The 22556-nt window shown below is 73.1% G+C and carries 18 protein-coding genes and 2 pseudogenes; 8 read left to right on the top strand and 12 right to left on the bottom strand.

The annotated features are described in order from the left end of the window. The first annotated feature begins 373 nt into the window (after positions 1 to 373). From OG946_RS23335 to OG946_RS23325, 3 genes are all read left to right on the top strand, one after another. Positions 374 to 1018, top strand: coding sequence for an RNA polymerase sigma factor (locus OG946_RS23335; RefSeq protein ID WP_047017683.1), 645 nt, complete (start codon positions 374 to 376; stop codon positions 1016 to 1018). Continuing rightward, positions 1018 to 2169, top strand: coding sequence for a hypothetical protein (locus OG946_RS23330; RefSeq protein ID WP_326797963.1), 1152 nt, complete (start codon positions 1018 to 1020; stop codon positions 2167 to 2169). Before OG946_RS23335 ends, OG946_RS23330 begins: the two co-directional genes overlap by 1 nt. A 267-nt stretch (positions 2170 to 2436) precedes the next feature. Next, positions 2437 to 3144: an RNA polymerase sigma factor gene (locus OG946_RS23325; RefSeq protein ID WP_326797962.1), complete on the top strand. Its 708-nt coding sequence runs from the start codon at positions 2437 to 2439 to the stop codon at positions 3142 to 3144. A gap of 276 nt (positions 3145 to 3420) precedes the next feature. On the opposite strand, the gene OG946_RS23320 is transcribed toward OG946_RS23325, so the two are convergent. After that, on the bottom strand, positions 3421 to 4299 hold the full coding sequence (locus OG946_RS23320) for a L,D-transpeptidase family protein (protein ID WP_326797961.1): 879 nt from the start codon (positions 4297 to 4299) through the stop codon (positions 3421 to 3423). Positions 4300 to 4541: 242 nt separating this feature from the next. Here OG946_RS23320 and OG946_RS23315 point away from each other — a divergent pair, with 242 nt between their 5' ends. Both OG946_RS23315 and OG946_RS23310 read left to right on the top strand, forming a co-directional pair. Further along, positions 4542 to 5414 carry a sulfotransferase family protein gene (locus tag OG946_RS23315; protein ID WP_326800345.1) on the top strand — a complete coding sequence of 291 codons (873 nt, stop codon included), beginning with the start codon at positions 4542 to 4544 and terminating at the stop codon, positions 5412 to 5414. A gap of 95 nt (positions 5415 to 5509) precedes the next feature. Then, a complete protein-coding gene (locus tag OG946_RS23310; RefSeq protein WP_326797960.1) occupies positions 5510 to 7090 on the top strand; it encodes an acyl-CoA mutase large subunit family protein in 1581 nt (526 codons plus the stop codon). Between the two features lie 58 nt (positions 7091 to 7148). On the opposite strand, the gene OG946_RS23305 is transcribed toward OG946_RS23310, so the two are convergent. The 4 genes and pseudogenes from OG946_RS23305 to OG946_RS23290 all read right to left on the bottom strand — a co-directional run bounded on the left by OG946_RS23305 (position 7149) and on the right by OG946_RS23290 (position 9645). Beyond that, on the bottom strand, positions 7149 to 7601 hold the full coding sequence (locus OG946_RS23305; RefSeq protein WP_326797959.1) for a MarR family transcriptional regulator: 453 nt from the start codon (positions 7599 to 7601) through the stop codon (positions 7149 to 7151). After that, positions 7598 to 8092 carry a MarR family winged helix-turn-helix transcriptional regulator gene (locus tag OG946_RS23300; protein WP_326797958.1) on the bottom strand — a complete coding sequence of 165 codons (495 nt, stop codon included), beginning with the start codon at positions 8090 to 8092 and terminating at the stop codon, positions 7598 to 7600. Before OG946_RS23300 ends, OG946_RS23305 begins: the two co-directional genes overlap by 4 nt. A 98-nt stretch (positions 8093 to 8190) precedes the next feature. Beyond that, positions 8191 to 8955: pseudogene (locus OG946_RS23295) on the bottom strand (macrolide family glycosyltransferase); the annotation flags it as partial. Between the two features lie 51 nt (positions 8956 to 9006). Continuing rightward, the gene (locus OG946_RS23290) at positions 9007 to 9645 is read right to left on the bottom strand and encodes a CatB-related O-acetyltransferase (RefSeq protein ID WP_326797957.1); all 639 of its coding nucleotides are present in this window, start codon (positions 9643 to 9645) and stop codon (positions 9007 to 9009) included. A gap of 107 nt (positions 9646 to 9752) precedes the next feature. On the opposite strand from OG946_RS23290, the gene OG946_RS23285 reads away from it, so the two are divergent. Beyond that, entirely contained in the window at positions 9753 to 10373 is a 621-nt protein-coding gene (locus tag OG946_RS23285; RefSeq protein ID WP_326797956.1) for a TetR/AcrR family transcriptional regulator, read from the top strand. 1929 nt (positions 10374 to 12302) lie between these two features. Here OG946_RS23285 and OG946_RS23280 read toward each other — a convergent pair. From OG946_RS23280 to OG946_RS23250, 7 genes and pseudogenes are all read right to left on the bottom strand, one after another. After that, complete coding sequence (locus tag OG946_RS23280) at positions 12303 to 12551, bottom strand: DUF397 domain-containing protein (RefSeq protein WP_326797955.1); 249 nt, start codon at positions 12549 to 12551, stop codon at positions 12303 to 12305. Between the two features lie 37 nt (positions 12552 to 12588). Continuing rightward, positions 12589 to 13335 (bottom strand): annotated as a pseudogene (locus OG946_RS23275) (helix-turn-helix domain-containing protein); the annotation flags it as partial. 165 nt (positions 13336 to 13500) lie between these two features. Next, positions 13501 to 14736, bottom strand: coding sequence for an amidohydrolase (locus OG946_RS23270; protein ID WP_326797954.1), 1236 nt, complete (start codon positions 14734 to 14736; stop codon positions 13501 to 13503). Between the two features lie 247 nt (positions 14737 to 14983). Next, a complete protein-coding gene (locus OG946_RS23265) occupies positions 14984 to 16096 on the bottom strand; it encodes a hypothetical protein (protein ID WP_326797953.1) in 1113 nt (370 codons plus the stop codon). Beyond that, positions 16093 to 17043, bottom strand: coding sequence for an N-acetylneuraminate synthase family protein (locus tag OG946_RS23260; RefSeq protein ID WP_326797952.1), 951 nt, complete (start codon positions 17041 to 17043; stop codon positions 16093 to 16095). Before OG946_RS23260 ends, OG946_RS23265 begins: the two co-directional genes overlap by 4 nt. A 47-nt stretch (positions 17044 to 17090) precedes the next feature. Beyond that, complete coding sequence (locus OG946_RS23255) at positions 17091 to 18446, bottom strand: acylneuraminate cytidylyltransferase (protein WP_326797951.1); 1356 nt, start codon at positions 18444 to 18446, stop codon at positions 17091 to 17093. A 35-nt stretch (positions 18447 to 18481) separates the two neighbouring features. Beyond that, positions 18482 to 19819, bottom strand: a complete 1338-nt coding sequence (locus OG946_RS23250) for a DUF6716 putative glycosyltransferase (protein ID WP_326797950.1) — start codon at positions 19817 to 19819, stop codon at positions 18482 to 18484. 187 nt (positions 19820 to 20006) lie between these two features. Here OG946_RS23250 and OG946_RS23245 point away from each other — a divergent pair, with 187 nt between their 5' ends. Continuing rightward, positions 20007 to 20984, top strand: a complete 978-nt coding sequence (locus tag OG946_RS23245) for a glycosyltransferase family 2 protein (protein WP_326797949.1) — start codon at positions 20007 to 20009, stop codon at positions 20982 to 20984. Then, entirely contained in the window at positions 20984 to 22453 is a 1470-nt protein-coding gene (locus OG946_RS23240) for a polysialyltransferase family glycosyltransferase (protein WP_326797948.1), read from the top strand. Before OG946_RS23245 ends, OG946_RS23240 begins: the two co-directional genes overlap by 1 nt. The last annotated feature ends 103 nt before the right edge of the window (positions 22454 to 22556 follow it).

Genomic DNA, 22556 nt, shown 5'->3' with positions numbered 1-22556 from the left:
GGGCCCGGAAATGTCACAGCCCCCCGTCGGCGGGTGCCGCGGGACCCCCGCGCACCGCTTCTCCGGGGCCCGTCCTGCCCCTGTCCTGCTGGCTGCCGGGCCCTCTCCCACGGGCCCGTCGCGCCGCTCTCCGGCAGGCCGCCGGGCCGCCGCCGGGGGCCCTGCCAGGACCCGCCCGTTCCTCATGCGGTCGGGTGGGGAGGGCCCCGGTGTGTTGCGAAGGGACCGCCACCGCCGTAGCGTGCAGTGCGCGCCGACTCGGCGCACAGACATTCGTTCGACTATCGCTCGACGGTCCGCCCAGATCCGGGGGTGCTCCGCAGATGTATCCGCGTGTACAGCGTCTCCCGGCGCCACGGACCGACTGACCACCGTGCAGGGGGAATACGCGGAAGACGCCGCGCTGTCCGGCGCGGTGCACGCTGCCCAGCGTGGTGACGAGGCAGCGTTCCGCATCGTGTTCCGGACGGTGCACCCTCGCCTGCTCGGATACGTGCGCAGCCTCGTCGGCGACGGCGACGCGGAGGACGTGACCTCGGAGGCGTGGCTGCAGATCGCCCGCGACCTCGGCTCGTTCAGCGGGGACGCCGACCGCTTCCGCGGCTGGGCCGCGCGCATAGCGCGCAACCGCGCGCTCGACCACGTGCGGATGCGCTCCCGCAGGCCCGTCTCCGGCGGCGACGAGACCCAGCTCGCCGACCGGCCCGCGGACTCGGACACCGCGGAGGAGGCGATCGAGGCGCTGGGTACGGGCCGCACGATGGCCTTCATCGCACGGCTGCCCCGCGACTACGCCGAAGTCGTGGTGCTGCGCGTGATCATGGGACTGGACGCCAAGCGCACCGCCGAAGTCCTGGGCAAGAGCCCGGGCGCGGTGCGTACGGCGGCGCACCGCGGCCTCAAGCAGTTGACCGCGCTGATAGAGCGGCCGCAGGAAGAGGGGGACGTTCCGCCCGGGGAAGGGCAGCAGCCTGGCGGTGTGACGCAATCAGCCGCGCGGACGCTTAAGGAAATGTGATGGTGGACGACCGGTACGGCTGGCTCGATGAGGACGTCGCGGAGCGACTGCTTCGCGGCGAGCCGCTCGACTTCGCGGACGGCAACGGCCGGCGAGGGCGTAAGCGCTGGTCGCCGGAGGACCGGGCCGCCGCCGAGCGGCTGGCCGCCGTGCTGGCGCGGGTGGCGGAGTCGGGTCGTCCGGACGCGAACGGCCGGGTGCCGGGCGAACAGGCCGCGCTGGCGGCGTTCCGGGCGGCGCAGGAGAGCCCGAGCCCGGCGTCGGCCGCGGAGTTCGCCGCCGAGTCGCCGTTCGACGGGCGCCGCGGGCGGCGCCGTTCCGGCGTCGTGCAGCGGCTGCGGTCGCTGCGGCTGAGCGTCGTGGGCGCGGTGGCGGCGTGTGCGCTGGGCGGGGTCGCGGTCGCCTCCAGCGCGGGTGTGCTGCCGTCGCCGTCGTTCATCCAGGACACCGGGGGCAACCGGTCGCCGAGCGTGGGTGCCACGTCGTCTGCGGAGACCCCCGGCGGCGAGAAGGAGAACGACTCCGCCCCGGGGGACGGCGAGGGGTCGGACAAGGACGGCAAGGACAAGGATTCCGGCAAGGACGGCAAGGACCCCGAGGACCAGGGCCGCGGTGCGGACACGGATCTGCCGGGCCGGGGCGTCATCGGCGACGTACGGGGCAACGAGCCGCCGAACACGGCGGACGCGGACGCCGTCCTCGACCAGCTCTGCCGCGACTACCTGGCCGCGCAGGCCGGTACGGGTCCGATGCCGGGCCAGGGGCGGCTGCGCGTCCTGGAGCAGGCGGCCGGCTCGCCGGAGGCGATGGCGTCGTACTGCTCGAACCGGCTGGGCACGAGCGTGGGCACCCCCGGCGGCGCGACCGGCGGCACGGGCGGCGACTCCGAGGAGCCGACCAGCCCGAGCCCGTCGCCGACCGACCCGGGCACCGACCCGGGCGGGAGCACGGGCGGTTCCAGCGGATCCAGCGGCTCCGGCGGGGAGACCGGCGGCGGTGACACCGACGGCGGCAGCGAGAACGGCGGCAGCGAAGCGCCGCCGCAGGAGGGCCCGTCGTCGAATCCCGGCGTCAACGTCTCGGGGTCCCCGGTCCCCGAGCCCACGGCCACCGCGACCGCCGCGGAGCCCGAGGAGTCCGCCGCCGGCTGACGCCGCGGCACCCCGCCCTTCGGCAAGTCGCCGACCGGGGCGCCCTTTTATCCCGTTTCATCCGGAGCGGACCGAGAATATTTGTGGCGGTCACCTGCCCGTACGGGATAAATGTGGGGATGCTCACGTCAAACGTCCATGATGTCTGGCATTGTTGCAGTGATCTGTTCGATTCCGGGAGTGGCTGGGGCAGCGGCCTGACGGAGAGCGCGCGGGGGCGCGGGCACGGTGCACAGTGCCGCAGGCCGATCTCATGAGGCTCACAAGGTGGGGGATTACGACAGACCGGCTGCCGCACGGGCGGCGCCGGAACACAAGGGTGCGGACGAGGACCTTCAGCCACTGGTCCACCGGGCGCAGAACGGCGACGAGACGGCGTTCACCGCGCTCTACCGGCGGCTCCAGCCGGTGCTGCTCGCGTATCTGCGCGGCGTGGTGGGCGACGACGCGGAGGACGTGGCCGCGGACGCCTGGCTGGTGATCGCGCGCGACCTCGGCAAGTTCCGCGGCGACGGCCCGTCGTTCCGCGGCTGGACGATCACCGTGGCCCGGCGCCGGGCGCTCGACCTGCTGCGCCGCGAACGCCGCCGCCCACAGGGCGTGCTGCTCGACGAGGTCGTCCACGACCTGCCCGCGGAGCGCGCGGCCGAGGAGCACGCGCTGGAGTCGCTGGGCACCCGGCAGGTCCTCAGGCTCATCTCCACGCTGCCCCGCGACCAGGCGGAGGCGGTGCTGCTGCGCACGGTGGCCGGGATGCGCGCCACCGACGCCGGTGAGGTGCTGGGCAAGCGGCCGGGCGCGGTGCGTACCGCCGCCCACCGCGGGCTGCGGCAGCTCGCCGGGCTGGTGACGCCCGCGGCCAGGCGGGAACGGAGCCTGGAGCGCGCGGCCTTCGCGGCGGGCGGGAGCGGCCCGCCGGCGGCGGAGCGGGGAGAGGGCTCGGAAGAGCAGTTGAAGCTGGGTCTGGGCGCCTGAGAGGTCCCGTACGCCCGCTGCCGTACGCCTTCCGGCGTACGGCATCCGTAGGCGGCGTCAGGAGGAGGGAGTGGCGCGGGCGGTGCTGGGGGAACGCAACCCGCCCGCGCCATATGCGCTGAGCCGCAGGTACGGGGGGAACCCCGGCCGAGCGCTGGGCCGATGACCAGTCGGCACATCACTTACAGCGTCGTCGGCGGAGAAAGTGTCACAGCCACAGCTCAGCCCCTGCGTACAGCGCGTACGGCACCGCGGGTGCCGTGCCGCCGCGCGCGCTCAGCCGTAGACGACCACCTTGTCTCCGAGCCGGACGTCCCCGAAGAGCTTCGCGATCTTCGCCTCGTCGCGCACGTTCACACAGCCGTGCGAGGCGCCGGCGTAGCCGTTGGCCGCGAAGTCCGCGGAGTAGTGGACGGCCTGGCCGCCGCTGAAGAACATCGCATACGGCATGGGGGTGTCGTAGAGCGTCGAGACGTGGTGCCGGCTCTTGAGAAAGACCTCGAACACGCCCTCGCGGGTCGGCGTGTACTGCGACCCGAAGCGCACGTCCATCGCCGCCAGCACCTCGCCGTCCTTCATCCACCGCAGGGTGTCGCTGCGCTTGCTCACGCACAGCACCCGCCCCTCGTTGCAGCGGGGGTCGGGCTTCTCCATGGCCTGCGAGGTCGGCGGGTACAGCTCGTCGCGCGTGGGCTCGTCCGTACGGGCCAGCAGCCGCTCCCAGGTGACGACGTCGGTCTCGCCGGTGCGCGGCAGGCCGCGGTCCTCCTGGAACGCCGAGACGGCGTCGGCGGTGATCGGCCCGTAGTACGCGGTGGGGCTCCGGTCGAAGACGCCCTCCGCGCGCAGCCGCGCCTGCAGCTCCCGTACCTGCTCGGTCTCGTCGCCCACGGCCATCAGCACCTCGGGGCCCTCGGGCGCCGGCTCCGCGGTGGGCGTCTTGGTCGCGGACGCCTCCGCCTCGGGCTCCTCGGTCGGCTTCGCCGGCTTCTTCCCGGACTGCGTGGCCGAGGGCTCCGCGGGCTTCTCGGACGGCGTGGGCGCGGCGCTCGACGTCGACGGCGACGCGGAACGGCCCCCGCCCCCGGCCGCGTCCGCCGAGGCGGAACACCCCGCCGCGAGCGCCGCACCGGCGGCGGCGAGCGCGACGGCCACGCGGATCGAATGGAGTTTCCTGTAAACGCTCACACGTGCTGGACGCAACTCGCCCATCCCCCCGGTTCCCTCCTGCAAGACGTCGAACGATTCTCTCCCCTGCCACGGCCGGTCCGGAACCCCGTAGCGCGCCGTTGCCTGCCGGACACCTTGCGTTTGCCACGATCCCCTGGAATGGCCCGTCGGCCCGGCGCGCGCCGCCGGACCGTCCGTGATCGCCGCTAGGAGGGTTGGGTGTGCGCATGAACGCCGTCGGCAAGGGGCTCAAGCGGCGCGGCAAGCTGATGGCACAGGCGCTCGGCCCACCCCGGCGCGCCCCCCGGTCCACCAACACACCCGCGCGCACCGCCGTCTCGCCGGGGTACACAGCCCCGCGCGCCCCGCGCCTCGTCGGGTCCCCGGTCTTCGTGCTGTCGTCCGTACGCTCCGGCTCCACCCTGCTGCGCGTACTCCTCAACAGCCACCCGGAGATCCGCGCCCCGCACGAGATGCACCTGCGCACGCTGCGCGTCGACCTCACCCGCCCGTACAGCGCCAGGGCCATGGAGGGCCTGGAGCTGGACCGCCGCGAGCTGGAACACCTGCTGTGGGACCGGGTGCTGCACATGGAGCTGGAGCGCAGCGGCAAGCGGGTCATCGTCGACAAGACCCCCGCCAACGCCCTCATCCGCGACCGCCTCAGCGACTGCTGGCCCGACGCCCGCTTCCTCGTCCTGCTGCGCCACCCCGGCGCCGTCGTCTCCTCCCTCGTCAACCGCCGCAAGGAGCCGGACCTCGACGCCATCCACGCCGAGGTCCTCGACTACGGCGAGGCCCTGGAGGCCGCCCGTACGGAACTGGGCGCGGCCGGGCACGTACTGCGCTACGAGGAGCTGACCGCCGAGCCGGCCACGACCACCCGCGGCATCTGCGACTTCCTCGGCGTCGAGTGGGCCCCGGGGATGCTCGACTACGGCGCGCACGACCACGGCACCTTCCGGCCGCACATGGGCGACTGGAGCAGCAACATCAAGTCGGGCCGCATCCAGCCCGCGCGCACCGGCGACCACGACGCCGGGCTGAGCGGGCGGCTCGCGGAGCTGGCGGAGCTGTGGGGGTACCGGCGCGCCGGGTAGGCGGCGCGAGATCCCGGCCCGTTGTCACCGGCGGAGCGTACGCTCGTGACTACGGTCCGTGCGGGGCACGGAGAGCTGGGAAAGGCTGGGATCACATGGCGCGCCACTCGGAATCCGGGCTGCCCATCGAGCCGGTGTACGGGCCCGAGGCCCTGGCCGGCTGGCGCCCCGAGGTCCGGCTCGGGGAGCCGGGGGCGTATCCGTACACGCGCGGCGTCTATCCCACGATGTACACCGGCCGGCCGTGGACGATGCGCCAGTACGCGGGCTTCGGCACCGCCGCCGAGTCCAACGCCCGCTACCGCGACCTGATCGCCCACGGCACGACGGGCCTGTCCGTCGCCTTCGACCTGCCGACGCAGATGGGGCACGACTCCGACGCGGTCCTCGCGCACGGCGAGGTCGGCAAGGTCGGCGTCGCCATCGACTCGCTGGACGACATGCGGGTGCTCTTCGACGGCATCCCGCTGGACCGGGTGTCCACGTCGATGACGATCAACGCCCCGGCCGCGCTGCTCCTGCTGCTCTACCAGCTCGTCGCGGAGGAACAGGGCGTGGACGCGGCGAAGCTCACCGGCACGATCCAGAACGACGTGCTCAAGGAGTACATCGCGCGCGGCACGTACATCTTCCCGCCGAAGCCGTCGCTGCGGCTGATCGCCGACATCTTCCGGTACTGCCGTGCCGAGATCCCGAAGTGGAACACCATCTCGATCTCCGGCTACCACATGGCGGAGGCGGGCGCCTCGCCCGCGCAGGAGGTCGCGTTCACGCTCGCCGACGGCATCGAGTACGTGCGCACCGCCGTCGCGGCGGGCATGGACGTGGACGACTTCGCGCCCAGGCTGTCGTTCTTCTTCGTCTCCCGCACCACGATCCTGGAGGAGGTCGCCAAGTTCCGCGCCGCGCGCCGCATCTGGGCGCGGGTGATGCGCGAGGAGTTCGGCGCGCGCGACCCCAAGTCGCTGATGCTGCGCTTCCACACCCAGACCGCGGGCGTCCAGCTCACCGCCCAGCAGCCCGAGGTGAACCTCGCGCGCGTCACGGTCCAGGCCCTGGCGGCGGTCCTGGGCGGCACGCAGTCGCTGCACACCAACTCCTTCGACGAGGCCATCGCGCTCCCCACCGACAAGGCGGCGCGGCTCGCGCTGCGCACGCAGCAGGTGCTGGCGTACGAGACGGACGTGACCGCGACGGTCGACCCCTTCGCCGGGTCGTACGTGGTGGAGACGATGACCGACGACCTGGAGGCGGCGGCGGTGGACCTGATGCAGCGGGTCGAGGACCAGGGCGGCGCGGTCAGCGCGATCGAGAACGGCTTCCAGAAGGGCGAGATCGAGCGGAGCGCGTACCGGATCGCGCAGGAGACGGAGGCAGGCGAACGGGTCGTGGTGGGCGTCAACCGCTACCAGTTGGCGCAGGAGGAGCCGTACGAGCCGCTGCGCGTCGACCCGGCGATCGAGGCCCGGCAGGTGGAGCGGCTGGCCCGGCTGCGAGCCGCCCGCGACGGGGGCGCGGTGGCGGCGGCGCTGGCGGAGCTGCGGACGGCGGCGGAGGGGACGGGGAACGTGCTGTATCCGATGAAGACGGCGCTGGCGGCGCGGGCGACGGTGGGAGAGGTGTGCGAGGCGCTGCGGGAGGTGTGGGGGACGTACGAGCCGGTGAACGCGTTTTAGGGAAGCGGTGGGCTGGTCCGTGCGTGCCGTGGGTCGTCGGGTGCTGCGGCCTCGGCGTTCAGCGGGGTGAGTCGCTGAGGGCCGCGAGCTCGGCGTTGGCGCGCTCGTTGACGAGGGCGAGGACCCGGCCGGCGGCGGCAAGGTCCTCGGCGGCGATGCCACCCCAGATGCGCGCGGAGTAGGGGGCGGTCTCCGCGGCGACGGCGGCGAGCAACTCGCGCGCGGCGTCGGTGGGGCGGAAGCGGGCGGCATCGGCGACGAGCAGTTCCCTGGCCAGCAGTTCGTCGAGCGTGGCGCGGATGTCGGCCGGGTCGGCCTTGAGGGAACCACGGACCTGGGCGACGAGGTCGTCCGCGGTCTGCGGGGCGTCGGCGGTGACGGCGGCGCGCAGCGCGATCTGCTGCTGGAACGTGACGCCGTGGCGGGCGAGGACGTGCTCCAGGACCCCGCGGGCGGCGTAGTGGGCCAGGGCGAGGGCACGGGCGTCGGCGACGGGTGCGGTGGTGGTCACGGTGATGTCCCCTGGGTCGTCGGGTCGTTCGGCAGGAGGGGGGCGAGAGGTACGTCGAGCAGGGTCAGCAGCTCGTCGGTGAACGCGCGGGTCCGCGGGGTGTCGAGACCGCCGAGCGGCTCCAGCAACTGATGGACCAGCTCCCGGACCACCACGACGGCCTCCCGTGTCACGGCGAGACCGGACTCGGTGAGGGCGAGCCGCATGGCACGGGGATCGCGGGGATCACGGGTGCGCTCGATCACCCCGTCGGCTTCGAGGGCGCGCGCCAGCTTGGAGACGTACAGCGCCTCCATGCCGGTGTGGTCGGCGAGTTGCCGCTGACTGGGCCGCTCGCCGGCGTGCTGCATGCCGTAGAGGGAGCCGACGAGCGCGTACTTGGCGTGGGTGAGGTCCAGCGGAGCCAGCGCGCGGTCGACGGCGACGCGCCACTTGTTGGCGAGCCGCCAGACCAGGAAACCGGGCGTGGGACCGGATGGACCTTCACTCATACCGATAGAGTACATGGCGACTATATCCATGGCTACTATCTCGGGGCGATGCTCCGCCACCTCGGATCTCTTCTGACACCCGGCACGGTGAGCCGTGGTCAGGGTGTGGGGAGGAGGTTCTCGATGAGATCGGCGGCGCGGGAGGTGCCGCCTTCGGTGCGGGCTGCGGTCTGCAAGTGACGGGAGCGGGCCGCGCGGTCCGGGTCCGCCAGCAGGTCGGTCAGCGCCGTGCGCAGGGTTGCGGCGGTGGCGTCTGCTGTGTCCACGCGGCGGGCGATGCCCAGTTCCACCAGCCGGTCGGCGTTCATGAACTGTTCGGCGCCCTGCGGTACGGCGATCATGGGGACGCCGGCCATGAGTCCTTCGCCGCAGCCGCCCATGCCGGCGTGGGTGACGAAGGCGTCGGCCTGTTCCAGGATCGCCCGCTGCGGGACCCAGGTGCGTACCTCGACGGAGGGCGGGACGGCGCCGAGTTCGCCCGGGTCGGTGTGCCTGCCGATCTGGAGGACCACGTGCCAGCCGGGCAGGTCGCCGAAGGCGGCGACGCACTGGCGGTAGAACTCCGGTTGGCGCGTGTACGCGGAGCCCAGCGAGACCAGCAGCACCCGGTCCGCGCCGGGCGGACGGGTCCAGCCCTCCGTGTCCGTACGGGTGTCGAAGCAGGGGCCGACGAAGGTCACCGTGGACGTGTCGACCCGGTCGGCGTGCGGCTGCATCGCCCGCGGGATCAGGGCGAGGGCGTGGCCGGGCCGCCCGGAGAAGGCGTCCACGTCCGTGGTCGTCGCCCCGCACTCCGCCAGCCACCGCGCGAACTTCTCCGTGTACGCGTCGGCACCCGGCAACTTCCGTATGTGCACGGCGTGCGGCGGTGTGTGCTGTGGGCGCGATGCCGGAGCCCGGTCGGTCTGCGCGGTCTACGGGGCGGCGTCCTCCAGGTCGGTGACCGTACCCGACATGATCGTCCGTACGTGCTCGGTGATGTGCTCCACGGGCCAGTCCCACCACGCCACCGCGAGGAGCCGGGCGACGTCCGCCGCCTCGTAGCGCGTGCGGATGAGACGGGCCGGGTTGCCGCCGACGATGCCGTAGTCGGGAACGTCGCCGGTGACGACGGCACCGGCGGCGATGATCGCCCCGTGGCCGATCCGTACGCCGGGCATGACCGTGGCGCCGTGGCCGAACCACACGTCGTTGCCGACGACGGTGTCGCCCCGGCCCGGCAGGCCGGTGATCAGGTCGAAGTGGTCGGCCCAGGAGCCGCCCATGGTGGGGAAGGGGAACGTGGACGGGCCGTCCATGCGGTGGTTGGCGCCGTTCATGAGGAACCGCGTGCCGGTCCCCAGCGCGCAGTACTTGCCGATGACCAGCCGCTCGGGCCCGTAGTGATACAGCACGTTGCACGTCTCGAACGCGGTCGGATCGTCGGGGTCGTCGTAGTACGAGAAGTCGCCGGCCTCGATCAGGGGTGAGGTCAGCAGGGGTCTGAGGAGAACGACGCGCGGATGCTCGGGCATCGGGTGCAGGAGGGTGGGGTCGGCGGGGACGGGTGGCATGGGGAGGCGGTTCCTCTCGGGCGGCGGTACCGTACTAGTGCGACAACTGTAGCTTTAAGATGGTCACGCATCCCCGGCACGCCGATCAACCGGATTCTGGACCCCTGATGACAGACCCCACGGCCACGACACCGGACCGCCGCCCCGGCGGTCGCACCGCCCGCATCCGCGCCCAGGTCCTCGCCGCGGTACGCGCCGAACTCGCAGAAGGCGGCCACGAAGGACTCACGATGGAAGGGGTCGCCACCCGCGCGGGCGTCCACCGCGCGACGGTCTACCGGCGCTGGCGCGACGTGGGCGGCCTGCTGGTCGACGTCATCGACGCGGCCGGGGAGATCGACTGGCGCCCACCGGACACCGGCTCCCTGCGGGGCGACCTGACGGCGCTGAACGAGGAGATCCAGGAGTCGCTGGTCGTGCGGCCGTCGTTCGCCGTCGCCCTGATGGCCGCCTCGTTCCACTCCGAACGGGCCGCGCGGGCGCAGTCGCGGTTGTGGGATGAGCGGTACGCGCAGTGCGAGATCGTGGTGACCCGGGCGGCCGACCGGGGTGAACTCCCGGCGGGACGGACGGATGCCAGGGCGGTGCTGATGGCCGCGACGGCGCCGGTGTACCACCACGTAGTGCTGCTACGAGCCGCTCCGGACCCGCAACTCCCGGAACGGGCGGCAACGGCGGCGGTGCTGGCGGCGAAGGCGGGGGCGTTTTCGGTGCGGGTGGGTGGGTGATCCGGGGGGGCGGGGTCGGCGGCCCGGGGGCCGGGTCGGTGGTCCCGGGGCGGGGTCGGCGGCCCGGGGGCCGGCGCGGTTCGCCCACGGCCCCCGTCTCGGCGTCGCCCGCCTTTTCCCCTCACACCCGCCCAAGGGTATGCGGCTGGTCTGACAGCGCGGGGGCGGCAGGGCGTTGAGCTGGTACGTCGTGGCTGTGCGGGCCGGGTGCGGGGGTACGGCGTCGGGCCGGCGGTGCTTCGTTGGGGGAGCCGATGTACGGGGGAGCGGCGAAGGGAGTAGCCGTGTCGTGAAGGCTCCCCCCGGGCCACCCCACTCCTGATGATGCGGGCCTCCGTCCGGTGTCAAGGGCGCTCCCTCCGCTTCGCTCCGGGAACGTCGCTGCGCGATGGGGCTTCGCCCCACCCTTGACACCGGACTCCGGCCCGAAAGACCGGCGGCTATGGGTGGCCCGGAGGGAGCGGGCGCCCTCGACCGCCACTACGTATGCCGTACCCGGCGGACGGGGCAGCGGGCCACCGGGAGCCGGGGGTACCCCTGATTGCCGATGGCCCCGGACGACGGGGGTGGGCCACCGGACGCCGGGCCTGCCCCGATCACCGCTGTGCCCCGACGACTTGGGCAGGCCGCCGCGCTCCGGGTCTTCCCCGAGCGCCGATGCCCCCGGACGACGTGGGCCGAAGGCGGAGGCGGGGCTGGCCGATCGCGGATGTCACGCCGGAGCGGGGCGGACCTCGGGGCCGGTGCGCTCCGGTGCGGACGCCCCCCCCCGGCGGACGGGGGCGGGCCGCCGGGCGCCGGGCTTCCCCGGTCGCCGGTGCCCCCGGTCGACGTGGGCCGAGGCCGGAGGCGGGTTTGCCGCGTCGCGGAGGAGCCGCGTGCGGGCGCCAGGTGCGGCGCCGGAGTGGGCGTTGTTCGGACTCGACCTGGGCGCTGGGCGCGTGCCGCGGGGCGAAACTCGGGTTCCGGGGCCCGATTCGGCCCGGATCCGTGGGTGTTAGTGCGAGTTACGACCCAATTCCTCCGCCCGGGCGTCCCGAACGGCGGTAACCGGTCCCGGAATCGGCCGCGTGCGCGTCGATGGGCGAAAGGCGGGCTGCCGGGGTGAGTTGCCCCAATTTGCGGTCGAGGTTGCCGCGAGTTTGGCGCCAGTTCCTGCATGGAGAGTCGCCTGCGGCGCGGCCGGCCTGTCCGCGCCCTGTGAGTGCGCGCGGGTGGGCAAAAGTCTGGCCCGGTGGGCGATTTAAGGCGGTTTTAGAGGCGGGCTGTCGCGAGTTCCTCCCGGTCGCGTTCATTCGGAGCTGCCTGGGCGGCCGTTGGCGTGTCCCGGTGCGCGAAAGTCGGCCCCGGTGGGCGTTTTGGGCAGGTTTGAGGGATGGTTACCGCGAGTTCGTCCCCGCGGCACGCATTCCGCGCGGGCCGGATGGCCAGGGCGTACGCGATGCGGGCAGACTTGCCTCCGGCGGCCCGGCCCCCGTCTGGCGGGGGGCGTCCGCGATCGGGGCCGGCTCAACTCCCCGTGTCCCGGCCCCCGTCCACCGCTGACACCCGCGAACAGGCCAGCCCAGCCCCGGCCGCCGCCTCACGTCGGCCGGGGACGTCGGCGATCGGGGCAGCCCCGGCGTCCGGCGGCTGCCCCGTCCGCCGGGTACGGCATACGTAGTGGCGGTCGAGGGCGCCCGCTCCCTCCGGGCCACCCATAGCCGCCGGTCTTTCGGGCCGGAGTCCGGTGTCAAGGGTGGGGCGAAGCCCCATCGCGAAGCGACGTTCCCGGAGCGAAGCGGAGGGAGCGCCCTTGACACCGGACGGAGGCCCGCATCATCAGGAGTGGGGTGGCCCGGGGGGAGCCTTCACGACACGGCTACTCCCCTCGCCGCCACCCCCGTCGCCGTTGGCGAACGGTGCGGGCGGCGTCGGAACCGCAATGGGTCAGGCGGAGAGTTCGCCTGCCTTGACGGAGGCGAGGAACGCCGTCCAGGCGGCGGGGGTGAAGGCGAGTTGCGGGCCCTCGGGGTCCTTGGAGTCACGCACCGGGATCGCCGTCGGGGTTGTCTTCACCTCGACGCAGTCCCCGCCGTTGGATTCGCTGTAGCTGCTCGTGCGCCATTCCGCGGCCACTTCGATGCAGTTGCCGCCGTTCGACTCGCTGTAACTGCTCTTGCGCCAGGTGATGGCCATGCTGCCGGTATCCCTTCATGAACTCGCCGATCAGAGCGGCGGATTCGTGAGCTGACAGAGCATCGGCTCTGAGCACATCATAGGTCTGCGCGTGGCGGGTATAGACCGCCGGAGCGTCGGTCACATGTCCACGATCCAGTGACTCCCAGTAGATCCAGTCATCCCCTTCGGGCATGGTGATGAGGGACATCGGCGTCGTGGGGCGGAAGATGCCCGCCCTGTCGGCCGGGACGATCTGGATGCGGATGTTGTCCCGCTCCCCCGCCGCGAGCAGGTGTGCGCACTGCTCGCGCATGACCTCGGCCCCACCGATCACCGTACGCAGGCAACTCTCCTCCAGCAGACCCACGTACAGCGGTGGCTCCTTGGGGGAGAAAAACCGCTGCTGGCGACTGAGCCTGGCACGTACTCGGTCTTCGACCTCGTCCTTGTTCGGCTCGGTAGTGAACAAGGCGCGGGCGTAGTTCTCCGTCTGGAGTAGACCGGGGACCACATGCCGCTGATACTGCCGCATCGCCACGCACTCCGCGTCCATCTGCGCCCTGTGCTCGAACCAATCCGGATGCCCCACATCCGGATACCAGTGCACCCTCCCCCACAGCGCGATCAACAGCCCACCCGTATCCAGGATCTCGTCGCACTTCTCCACAAACACATCCGGCGGGACGCTCCGCCCCGTCTCCACCCTCGCCACATACGACCTGTCGCACGGAATCTGCCGCGCCAAATCCGCCTGCTTCAGTCCCGCCCGCTCGCGGAAGTGCTTCAGCACATCCCCGAACATCATGGCGGTCGTGACCCCGCCCTCTCCCGCCGCGTTCCGTCGGCTCACCTGCCAGACCCCCTACGCACCGAACTCAATCAACCACTCACCGTAGTCAATCGGTCCGACAATAGCGGCGCAAGTGTCCAACTGATCACTCACGTGACGAGGGTGAAGAGGGTGACGCTAGGCCGCAGGCCCGGCGCCCAGCAGCGCCGCCGCCGTGAAGAGTTCGACTCCCACCCGGATCGCGCCCTCGTCCACGTCGAAGTCCCCCTGGTGCAGATCCCGCGGCAGCCCCGTCTCCCCCACCGTCCGCACGCCCAGCCGCGCCAGCGCCCCCGGGACGTGCTCCAGGTACCAGGAGAAGTCCTCCCCGCCCAGGCTCTGTTCCGTCGTCTCCACCGACTCCGCTCCCCGCCGCGCCGTCATCGCATTGGCCAGCAGCGCCGTCGTCGCCGGCTCGTTGACCACCGGCGGGACGCCGCGGACGTACGTGATCGCCGACTTCGCCCGGTGCATCGACGCGACCTCGTCGACCGCCGCGTGCAGCAGGTCCGGCGCGCGGCGCCACGTGTCCAGGTCCAGGCAGCGCACCGTGCCCGACAGCTCCGCGTGCTGCGGCACCACGTTGCAGGCGTGGCCCACGTGGAGGCGGCCGAACGTGACCGCCAGGCCCGCGCGCGCGTCCACCCGGCGGCCGAGCAGGGCCGGGACGTCGGTGGCCACCCGGGCGGCCGCCGTGACCAGGTCGGTGGTCAGGTGCGGGCGCGCGGTGTGGCCGCCGGGGCCGTCGAGGGAGATCTCCAGGCGGTCGCACGCGGACGTGATGGCCCCCTGGCGCAGGCCGATCCTGCCCACGTCCACCCGCGGGTCGCAGTGCACCCCGATGATCCGGCCCACCCCGTCGAGCACCCCGGCCTCGATCGCGTCGGTGGCGCCGCCGGGCAGCACTTCCTCCGCCGGCTGGAAGATCAGCCGTACGGGATGCGGCAGCATGCCCTCGCGGGCCAGTGCGGCGAGGACGATGCCCGCGCCGAGGACGACCACCGTGTGCACGTCGTGGCCGCAGGCGTGGGCGCGGTCCGGGACGGCGGAGCGGTACGGGACCGTCTTGGTGTCCGGGATCGGCAGCGCGTCGATGTCCGCGCGCAGCGCCAGCATCGGGCCGGGCGGCGTCCCGCCCTCCTCGACACCGATGTCACAGATCAGCCCGGTGCCCGCGGGGAGTACGCGCGGCGCGAGGCCCTCCGCCTCCAGCCGCTCCTTGATCGCGGCAGTGGTACGGAACTCCTGGTTGCCCAGCTCCGGGTGCATGTGCAAGTCCCGCCGGAACGCGATGAGTTCGGCGTTCAGCGCCGCCGGGAGTGCCCCGGGCAGCAGCGCGTCGGGGCCGGACTCGGGCTCTGCGTCACGGGACATCAGTCGGTTCACACTGTGAAGGGTACGGGGATCACCGGGGCTACCGAGAAGGGATCAACAAAATTTCAGTCCCGCGGGTGCATGACCGGCGTGCGCGGTGGGTACACTCCGGCGCTCGCGCGGCCCGTTCCCCCGTTCACCCCCTATCCGGCCCCCCGTACCCCCGTGTCCGGCTCCCCCGTACCCCCGTGTCCGGCTCCCCCGTCCTTCGTAGAACGGGCGCCTCACACCGACGGAGAACGGCGACTCACACCGACGCCGCCGGCGCCCCCGACCACCCCGTCGCCGTCGCAGGACCCACCGGCAGCCCGTCGACCCCGCGCCGCTCCCGGGCCGCCCCCGCCACCGACGACAGGAAGCCCTGCGCCCGCGGCGACGCCGTCTCCGTCAGCCAGCTCGGGTCCACCTCGCAGACCGCCACCTTCACGCCCGTACCGGCCAGCGCCAGCGGCAGCGTGTGCACGACCGTCGACGGGAAGCTGACGATCGTGCGGCCTATCGGGCCGCGGCGGGCGACGATCTCCAGCGGCAGGTCGGGGCGGACGATCTCAAGACCGGTGTGCAGGTGGAGCCGGTGCAGCTTGTCGGCCCGCTCCCTGCGGTGCGCGAAGTAGCGCGTGGCGCCGTACGCCTTGGTGAGCGACGCCACCGCCTCCAGATACCGGTCGTGGTCGACGACGCCGGTCTCCACGAGGGACGTACCGACGAGGTCCGTCGCCGTGCCGACGCTCGGCGGGCCGAAGCGGGAGCGGGTCCAGGCGAACTCGTTCGCCGTCACCTTCAGCCCGGAGGGCGGGTCCACCACCGGCATGGACGTGAACACCTCCACCCGCGTACCCGAGGCGCCGCTCCCCGCCGGTGTCAGCCGCCGCCGCGCCGCGGTCGCGACCGGCGCGAAGAGCATCCCCCGCGCCCCGCCGCTGCGCCCGCTGCGGTGCCAGCGGACGAACCGCTCCCCCCGCGACAGTTGCGCCGTGAACTCCATCGTCGCCGTGCCGTCGTCCACGACGACGACCTCCCGCGCCTTGACGACGGTCAGCAGCGTCTGCACGTACCGGGAGAACGGGTCGCCCAGCACCACCCGGCGCGCCCGCCGCAGCGGGCGGGCCAGGCTCGTCAAGGTGCGCAGCGGGCCCGCGCCGCCGCGCGCCTCCTGCCAGCGGACGTCCAGCCCGTCGTCCATCGCCAGCTCCGCCATCCGGCGCAACTGGCCGCGCGAAAGCGGCTCGGTGGGGGGCAGCACGACCACCGTCAACGGTATGACGGTGCCGCCCTGGTACGCCCACTCCAGCACGTTCAGCAACTGGACCGGGCTCTCCACCAGGGCGACGGTCGTCCCGCCAGCGCCGTCTCCGGTCATACGCCGACAGGCTCCTTCTCGACTCCCGCCCCGTCGGCCGGCTCGGCGGCCTCCGCGACGACTCCCTTGACCCGGCGCAGCTTCTTCATCGGCGCCAGCTCGCTGTCGTAGACCTTCTTCACGCCGTCGCCCAGGGACTCCTCGACGACGCGGATGTCGCGTACGAGCCGCGCCAGGCCCTGCGGCTCGACCGAGGCGGCCTGGTCGGAGCCCCACATGGCGCGGTCCAGCGTGATGTGCCGCTCGACGAAGACGGCGCCCAGGGCGACCGCGGCGAGCGAGGTCTGCAGGCCCGTCTCGTGGCCCGAGTAGCCGATCGGCACGTTCGGGAACTCGGCCTGCAGCGTGTGGATCATGCGCAGGTTCAGCTCCTCGGCCTTCGCCGGGTACGTGCTGGTGGCGTGGCAGAGCAGGATGTTGTCACTGCCCAGTACCTCGACCGCGTGCCGGATCTGCTTCGGGGTCGACATGCCGGTGGACAGGACCACCGTGCGGCCGGTGGCGCGCATGGCGCGCAGCAGCTCGTCGTCGGTCAGCGAGGCGGAGGCGACCTTGTGGGCCGGCACGTCGAACTTCTCCAGGAAGGCGACGGCCTCGGGGTCCCAGGGGGAGGCGAACCAGTGGATGCCGCGCTCCTTGCAGTGCGCGTCGATCGCCCGGTACTCCTCCTCGCCGAACTCGACCCGGTGCCGGTAGTCGATGTACGTCATCCGGCCCCAGGGGGTGTCGCGCTCGATGTCCCACTGGTCGCGGGGGGTGCAGATCTCGGGCGTGCGCTTCTGGAACTTCACCGCGTCGCAGCCCGCCTCGACGGCGGCGTCGACGAGCGCGAGCGCGTTGTCGAGGTCGCCGTTGTGGTTGATGCCGATCTCACCCGTGACGTACACCGGCCGGCCGGGGCCGACGACGCGGTCGCCAAAGGTGCGGAAACGCTGGGTGGAGCTCATGCAGATCTGTTCCTTACTCTCCAGACCCTCGCCAGGGAGGGATCGGGCTACAGGGAGGGACCGAGGATCCACGAGGCGATCTCGCGGATCGCTCCGTCGCCTCCGGGGGTGGACGTCACCGCACGCGCCGCGTCCCGCACGATCGCGTGGGCGCCGGCGACCGCGACGGGCCAGCCGACGAGGCCGAAGCACGGCAGGTCGTTCACGTCGTTGCCGACGTAGAGCACGCGCTCGGGCGCGATGCCCTCCTCTTCGCACCACTGCTTCAGTGCGATGTCCTTACGGTCGACCCCGTGCAGAACGGGGAGGTGAAGTTTGCGTGCCCGCGCGGCGACGACCGGGTTCTTTTCCGAGGACAGGATGAGCAGCTTCAGCTCGGCGCGGCGCAGGGCGGCGATGCCGAGGCCGTCGCCGCGGTGGACGGCGACGAGTTCGCGGCCTTCTGCGTCGATGTAGACGCGGTCGTCGGTCTGGGTGCCGTCGAAGTCGAGGACGATGGCGTCGACGTCGCGGCGGGTGGGCAGCGACCCCGGTCCCGGCACGTCGAGCAGGGGCGCCAGGGCGCGGGCGCGGGTCAGGTCGTCCGGCTCGTCGACCTCCAGCACGCGGGCGGCGTCGGTACGCACCGGGGCGGTGCGGCCGAAGAAGCGGTGGCGGTGCTCCCGGAACCCGGGCGTGCGCATGGCGTACGCGGCACCGGTCTCCAGCAGATCCTGCGGCCGGTCCTGACGCCGGGGCCGGTACGACTTGTCATGGTTGACGCCGTACCCCTGGGCCGGGCCGGCTTCGACGGCCGGGGCGACCTTCGTCGGCGCGGCACCCGTCGCCGTGCCCGCCGCGGCACCCGTCGCCGCCGCCTTGGCGACCGCGGTGGCCTCCGCGACCGCCGGGGTCTTCGCCGCCGCGGGGGTCTCGGCGACGGCCGCGGCCTCCGCCTCGTCCGCCTCGTCCCGCCAGATGAACCCGTGGAAGGGCGCCACCGTCAGTGCGCTGTCCGCGCCCTCGGCGAGCACCGCCCTCGTGACGCCGTCGATGTCCTCGCCGGTCAGGAACGGGCTCGTGCACTGCACCAGCAGCACCGCGGCCATCGTCGCGCCGCAGTGCTCCTCGTGGCTGTCCAGCGCGTGCAGCACCGCCGCCTCGCTGGAGGCGGTGTCGCCCGCGATCTCCGCGGGGCGGCGGACCACCTCGGCGCCCGCCTCGCGGGCGACGGAGGCGATGGTGTCGTCGTCGGTGGAGACCACGACGTCGGTCACGAGCCGGGCCGCCAGGCACTGCCGTACCGCGCGGGCCACCAGGGGCACGCCGCCGACACGGGCGAGGTTCTTGCCGGGGACGCCCTTGGACCCCCCGCGGGCCGGAATGACCGCGAGCACGCGGGCTGCGGACTCGGGCTGGGACATGGAGGCTCCTTGCTGATGCGAGCGGCCGAGGGACGTCACAGCGCCCCCATGCGGCGGATGAGGGGCGCGATGCGCTGCACTCCGCCCCGGTACGCGGCGCGCGCCGCCTTGCGCAGCAGCGTGCGCGCCCACCGGCGCAGCGGGCCCGGCTCGGCGACGGCCGCGGCCTGCGGCAGCGGCTCGCCGGTGGGGGCCAGGCCGTGCCGGGCGAGGATCCGCGGCAGGTAGCCGCCGGCGGTCCCGGGGGTGTAGTACGGCGCCAGCGGCGGCAACTGCGGGTCGGCGACCAGGGTGGTCAGCCGGGCCCTGGCGCGGTCGAAGGCGGCGTTGTACGGCTCGGCGGAGGCCGCGCCGGGGACGCCCTGGCGGGACAGCCACACGGGGTCGGGCTTGGGCAGGTGGCCGGCGTCCAGCTCGTCCCAGGAGGCGAGGCAGCCGGAGCCGAGGAAGTGGTGGTTGCCCAGCGGCTCGCGTACGCCCAGGTCGGTCAGGACGGCGGTCGGGATGCCGCGGTGCAGGGACTCCAGCGCGGCGGTGGAGGAGACGGTGACGAGCAGGTCGGTGCGGTCCAGGACCTCGCCCATGTTCCCGTAGACCAGGCTGCAGTTCGCGGGCAGGCCGCCGGGCAGCTTCTGGGCGAGCTTCTGGTACGGGGCCTCTTCGATGTGCGTCGTGTGCTCGCCAGGCCGGCTGCGCAGCTTGACCAGCACCTCACGCTCCGGGTGCCGCTCGGCGTGCCGGGCGGCGCGGCGCAGCAGGTACAGCCGGTCCTCGCGGGTGTCGGGCACGGAGGGCTGGACGGCGAAGACGACGGTGTACGGGCGGTCGCCGCCGGGCGCCGCCGGGTCGTATGCCGCGCCGTCGAGGAACGGCAGCGCGCACTCCACGATGCTGTTCGGCGAGGCGCCGACGCCCTCGTACACCGCGCGGAAGCGCTCGGCGTCCTGCCGGCTGTTGGCCAGCACGATGTCGGCGCCGTTGCGCAGGAGGAGGCCGTCGGAGAGCTTCTCGTACACGACGCCGACGTAGCCGGTGACGACCGCGGGACGGCGCTCGGCGCCCTGCCAGGCGCGGGCGAGGCCGTGGAGCATCGCCTGCACGGTGCCGCCGACGCAGGAGAGGAGCACGACGTCGTAGCGGTCGGGGTCGGCGGCGGCCAGGAACTCGACGGCCGTGACCTCCCTCATCGCGTCCGCGGGTACGCCCACCTCGGCGAGCTGGCGGGCCGTGGGCGTCGCCCTGCCGTGCAGCAGGTACCCGTCGAGCACCGCCTCCGGGGCCATGCGGCGAGCGGTGAGCGCGCCCCATTTCCAGCGGGTGTCCGAGTCGGCGAGAACAGCGGTGCGAAGCTGTGACGGGGGGTCGTTGAGCACGCCGCCGACGGTAGGGAGGCATTCCGCTCGATGGCCCAACACCGGCCGTACAAATGGTTAACAACACGCCGCCGAACGGCGAACCCGATCACAGGGGGACGGCGTTCACCATTCCGCCGCCCGGCGTTCATGCCGGCGTCGGGGCAGGGCAAGCCCCGGGCGCGGGGCGGCCCCTAGCATCGCCTGGATGCGTCAACTCTCCGTGATCGTTCCCTTCTACAACGTGCAGGACTACGCGCCCGAGACGCTGGCCTGCCTGCGCGCAAACGCCGCACCCGACACCGAGTTCATCCTGGTGGACGACTGCTCGACGGACCGCACGGGCGAGCTGCTTGAGCAGGCCGCGCGCGAGCTGCCGGGCGCCGTGCACGTACGCCACGAGCACAACGGCGGCCTGGCCACCGCCCGCAACACCGGGCTCGACCGCGTGCGCGGCCGGTACGTGACCTTCCTCGACGGCGACGACTGGCTCGCCCCCGGCCACTACCGCCGGCTGCTGGCGGCCGTCACCGAGCTGGACTGCGACTTCGTCCGCACCGACCACGTGCAGTGCGCCGCCCGCGCCCGCACCATCCACCGCGTCCCGCACGGCCGCCGCGGCGTCGTCCAGGACCCGCGCTCCGCGATCCTGCCGGCGACGCACACCACGTCCGTCGACTACGCGTACGCCTGGGCCGGCATCTACCACCGCCGGCTGCTGGACGAGGGCCTGCTGCACTTCCCCGACGGGCTGCGGACGGCCGAGGACCGGCCGTGGATCTGGCGGCTGCACCGCGAGGCCCGTACGTTCGCGGTCGTCGGGCTGCTCGGCGTCTTCTACCGCCGCGGCGTCGCGAACTCCCTCACCCAGATCGGCGATATCCGCCAGCTCGACTTCCTGCGCGCCTTCGACCAGGTCGTCGAGGAGACGGCGGCGGACCGGGACGCGGAGCTGCTGCTGCCGAAGGCGGTGCGGAACTACTGCGCGATCATCGCGCACCACCTGAAGAACATCGAACGGTTCGAGAAGCCGGTGGCCCGCAGGCTGCGTGAGATGAGCGCCGACGCGCTGCGGCGCATGCCCCAGCACGTACTCACGGAGGTGCTGGACGCCATGGACACCGACCGCTCCGAACTGCTGCGCCGGCTCTACCGCCGGGGCGTACTCGCGGAGGTGGCCGTCTGATGACCTCCCCGTCCGCCGACCCCTTCGCCGACCGCGCGGCCGACCCCGCGGCCGACCACGCGGCCCCCGTGTCCGCGTATCCGCCGTTGCAGATCCGCTACGCGCCCGGCCGGCACACCCAGGTCTTCGTGGCCTCCACCCTCTACGGCACCGCGACCCTCGCCGCCGCCCTGGACGCCGGCCTCTTCCCCGCCGCGGACCGCCGCGTCCTGCTGATCACCAACAACGCCGCCAACCCCGAGACCACCCCCGCCGTCGACGCCATGGCCGGCTTCGCGCACCTGCGCTCCCGCTTCGACGACGTACGCGACTGGAACCACGCCGTCCGCCCGCTGCACCCCGCCGCGTGGGAGCCGCGCGCCGAGGACGTACCGCTGTGGGAGCGGCACCTGCGGCTGCTGTGGGGCCTGGGCGACGACCGGCTCACGCTGGTCGTGGAGTCGATCCAGGTCAACCCGGCGCGGGCGCTCGTCCAGCTCTTCCCCGACGCGGCCCTGCACGTCTACGCCGACGGCCTGATGAGCTACGGCCCCACCCGCAACAAGCTCTCCTCCCTCGTCGGCACGCGCGTCGAGCGGCTCCTCCACCCCGACCTGCTGCCGGGCGTACGGCCCATGCTGCTCACGGAGTTCGGGGTGCCGCCGGAGATCGTGCCGGCCGAGGAGCTGAAGAAGGTGCTCGCCGAACTGGCGGCCGCCGCCGACCTCGACCTGCCCGCCGCCGGAGTCGCCGAAGGGTCCTCGCCCGCACTCCTCCTGGGCCAGTACCTCTCGGCGCTGAAGATCCTCACGGCGGAGGAGGAAGAGGAGCTGCACGTGCGGATGCTGCGCGGGGCCGCCGGACTGGGCCACCGCAGCGTGGTGTTCAAGCCGCACCCGATGGCGCCGGCGCGGGTCTCGCGGCTGCTGGAGCAGGAGGCGGAGAGCCTCGGCGTGACGCTGACGGTGCTCGACTCCCCGGTGCTGGCGGAGGTGCTGTACGAGCGGCTGCAACCGGCGCTGGTCGCGGGCGCGTTCTCCACGGCGCTGATGACCGCCTCGACGCTGTACGGGCTGCCGGTGGCGAGCGTCGGCACCGACACGCTGCTGGAGCGGCTGACCCCGTACGAGAACAGCAACCGCGTCCCGGTCACGATCGCCGACGCGCTGCTGCCGTCGCTGGACGACCCGGCGGCGGTACGCGACTGGCGGGCGCCGACCGCGGAGGAGGCGCAGGCGGCGCTGGGCGGGCTGCTGACGGCGGTCGGGTTCACGATGCAGCCGCGGATCTACGCGCGGCGGCGGCCGGAGGTCGAGGCGTGGCTGGCGGCGGAGCTGGACGCGGACACGTGGCGGTACTTCAAGCGGCGCCGGCTGACGGTGGAGGGGCTGCCGGGCGGGGTGCCGAAGCGGCTGGCGTTCGTGCCGCGGAGCCCGGCGGTACGGCGGGTGGCACGCCGGGCACGGGCGCTACGGCGACGGCTGAGGTGATGGGGGGCGGCGGCCGGGGTAGGCGTGTGGGCCGGACCGCGGGACCGGAGCCCGCTTCGGGACCGCCGGGTCGCACGCGTACCGGATCACCGCAGCCCGCGCC

The organism is Streptomyces sp. NBC_01808, assembly GCF_035917395.1.
Taxonomy (GTDB): Bacteria; Actinomycetota; Actinomycetes; order Streptomycetales; family Streptomycetaceae; genus Streptomyces.
Note: the sequence above shows the minus strand (reverse complement) of the source record. Positions and strands in the feature narration are given on the sequence as shown.

What these genes read in the sequence shown, in the direction of transcription:
- OG946_RS23330 (WP_326797963.1), top strand. Translation starts at nt 1,018, where the DNA reads ATGGTGGACGACCGGTACGGCTGGCTCGATGAGGACGTCGCGGAGCGA.
- OG946_RS23315 (WP_326800345.1), top strand. Translation starts at nt 4,542, where the DNA reads ATGAACGCCGTCGGCAAGGGGCTCAAGCGGCGCGGCAAGCTGATGGCA.
- OG946_RS23310 (WP_326797960.1), top strand. Translation starts at nt 5,510, where the DNA reads ATGGCGCGCCACTCGGAATCCGGGCTGCCCATCGAGCCGGTGTACGGG.
- OG946_RS23300 (WP_326797958.1), bottom strand. Translation starts at nt 8,092, where the DNA reads ATGAGTGAAGGTCCATCCGGTCCCACGCCCGGTTTCCTGGTCTGGCGG.
- OG946_RS23290 (WP_326797957.1), bottom strand. Translation starts at nt 9,645, where the DNA reads ATGCCACCCGTCCCCGCCGACCCCACCCTCCTGCACCCGATGCCCGAG.
- OG946_RS23285 (WP_326797956.1), top strand. Translation starts at nt 9,753, where the DNA reads ATGACAGACCCCACGGCCACGACACCGGACCGCCGCCCCGGCGGTCGC.
- OG946_RS23280 (WP_326797955.1), bottom strand. Translation starts at nt 12,551, where the DNA reads ATGGCCATCACCTGGCGCAAGAGCAGTTACAGCGAGTCGAACGGCGGC.
- OG946_RS23270 (WP_326797954.1), bottom strand. Translation starts at nt 14,736, where the DNA reads ATGTCCCGTGACGCAGAGCCCGAGTCCGGCCCCGACGCGCTGCTGCCC.
- OG946_RS23265 (WP_326797953.1), bottom strand. Translation starts at nt 16,096, where the DNA reads ATGACCGGAGACGGCGCTGGCGGGACGACCGTCGCCCTGGTGGAGAGC.
- OG946_RS23260 (WP_326797952.1), bottom strand. Translation starts at nt 17,043, where the DNA reads ATGAGCTCCACCCAGCGTTTCCGCACCTTTGGCGACCGCGTCGTCGGC.
- OG946_RS23255 (WP_326797951.1), bottom strand. Translation starts at nt 18,446, where the DNA reads ATGTCCCAGCCCGAGTCCGCAGCCCGCGTGCTCGCGGTCATTCCGGCC.
- OG946_RS23245 (WP_326797949.1), top strand. Translation starts at nt 20,007, where the DNA reads ATGCGTCAACTCTCCGTGATCGTTCCCTTCTACAACGTGCAGGACTAC.
- OG946_RS23240 (WP_326797948.1), top strand. Translation starts at nt 20,984, where the DNA reads ATGACCTCCCCGTCCGCCGACCCCTTCGCCGACCGCGCGGCCGACCCC.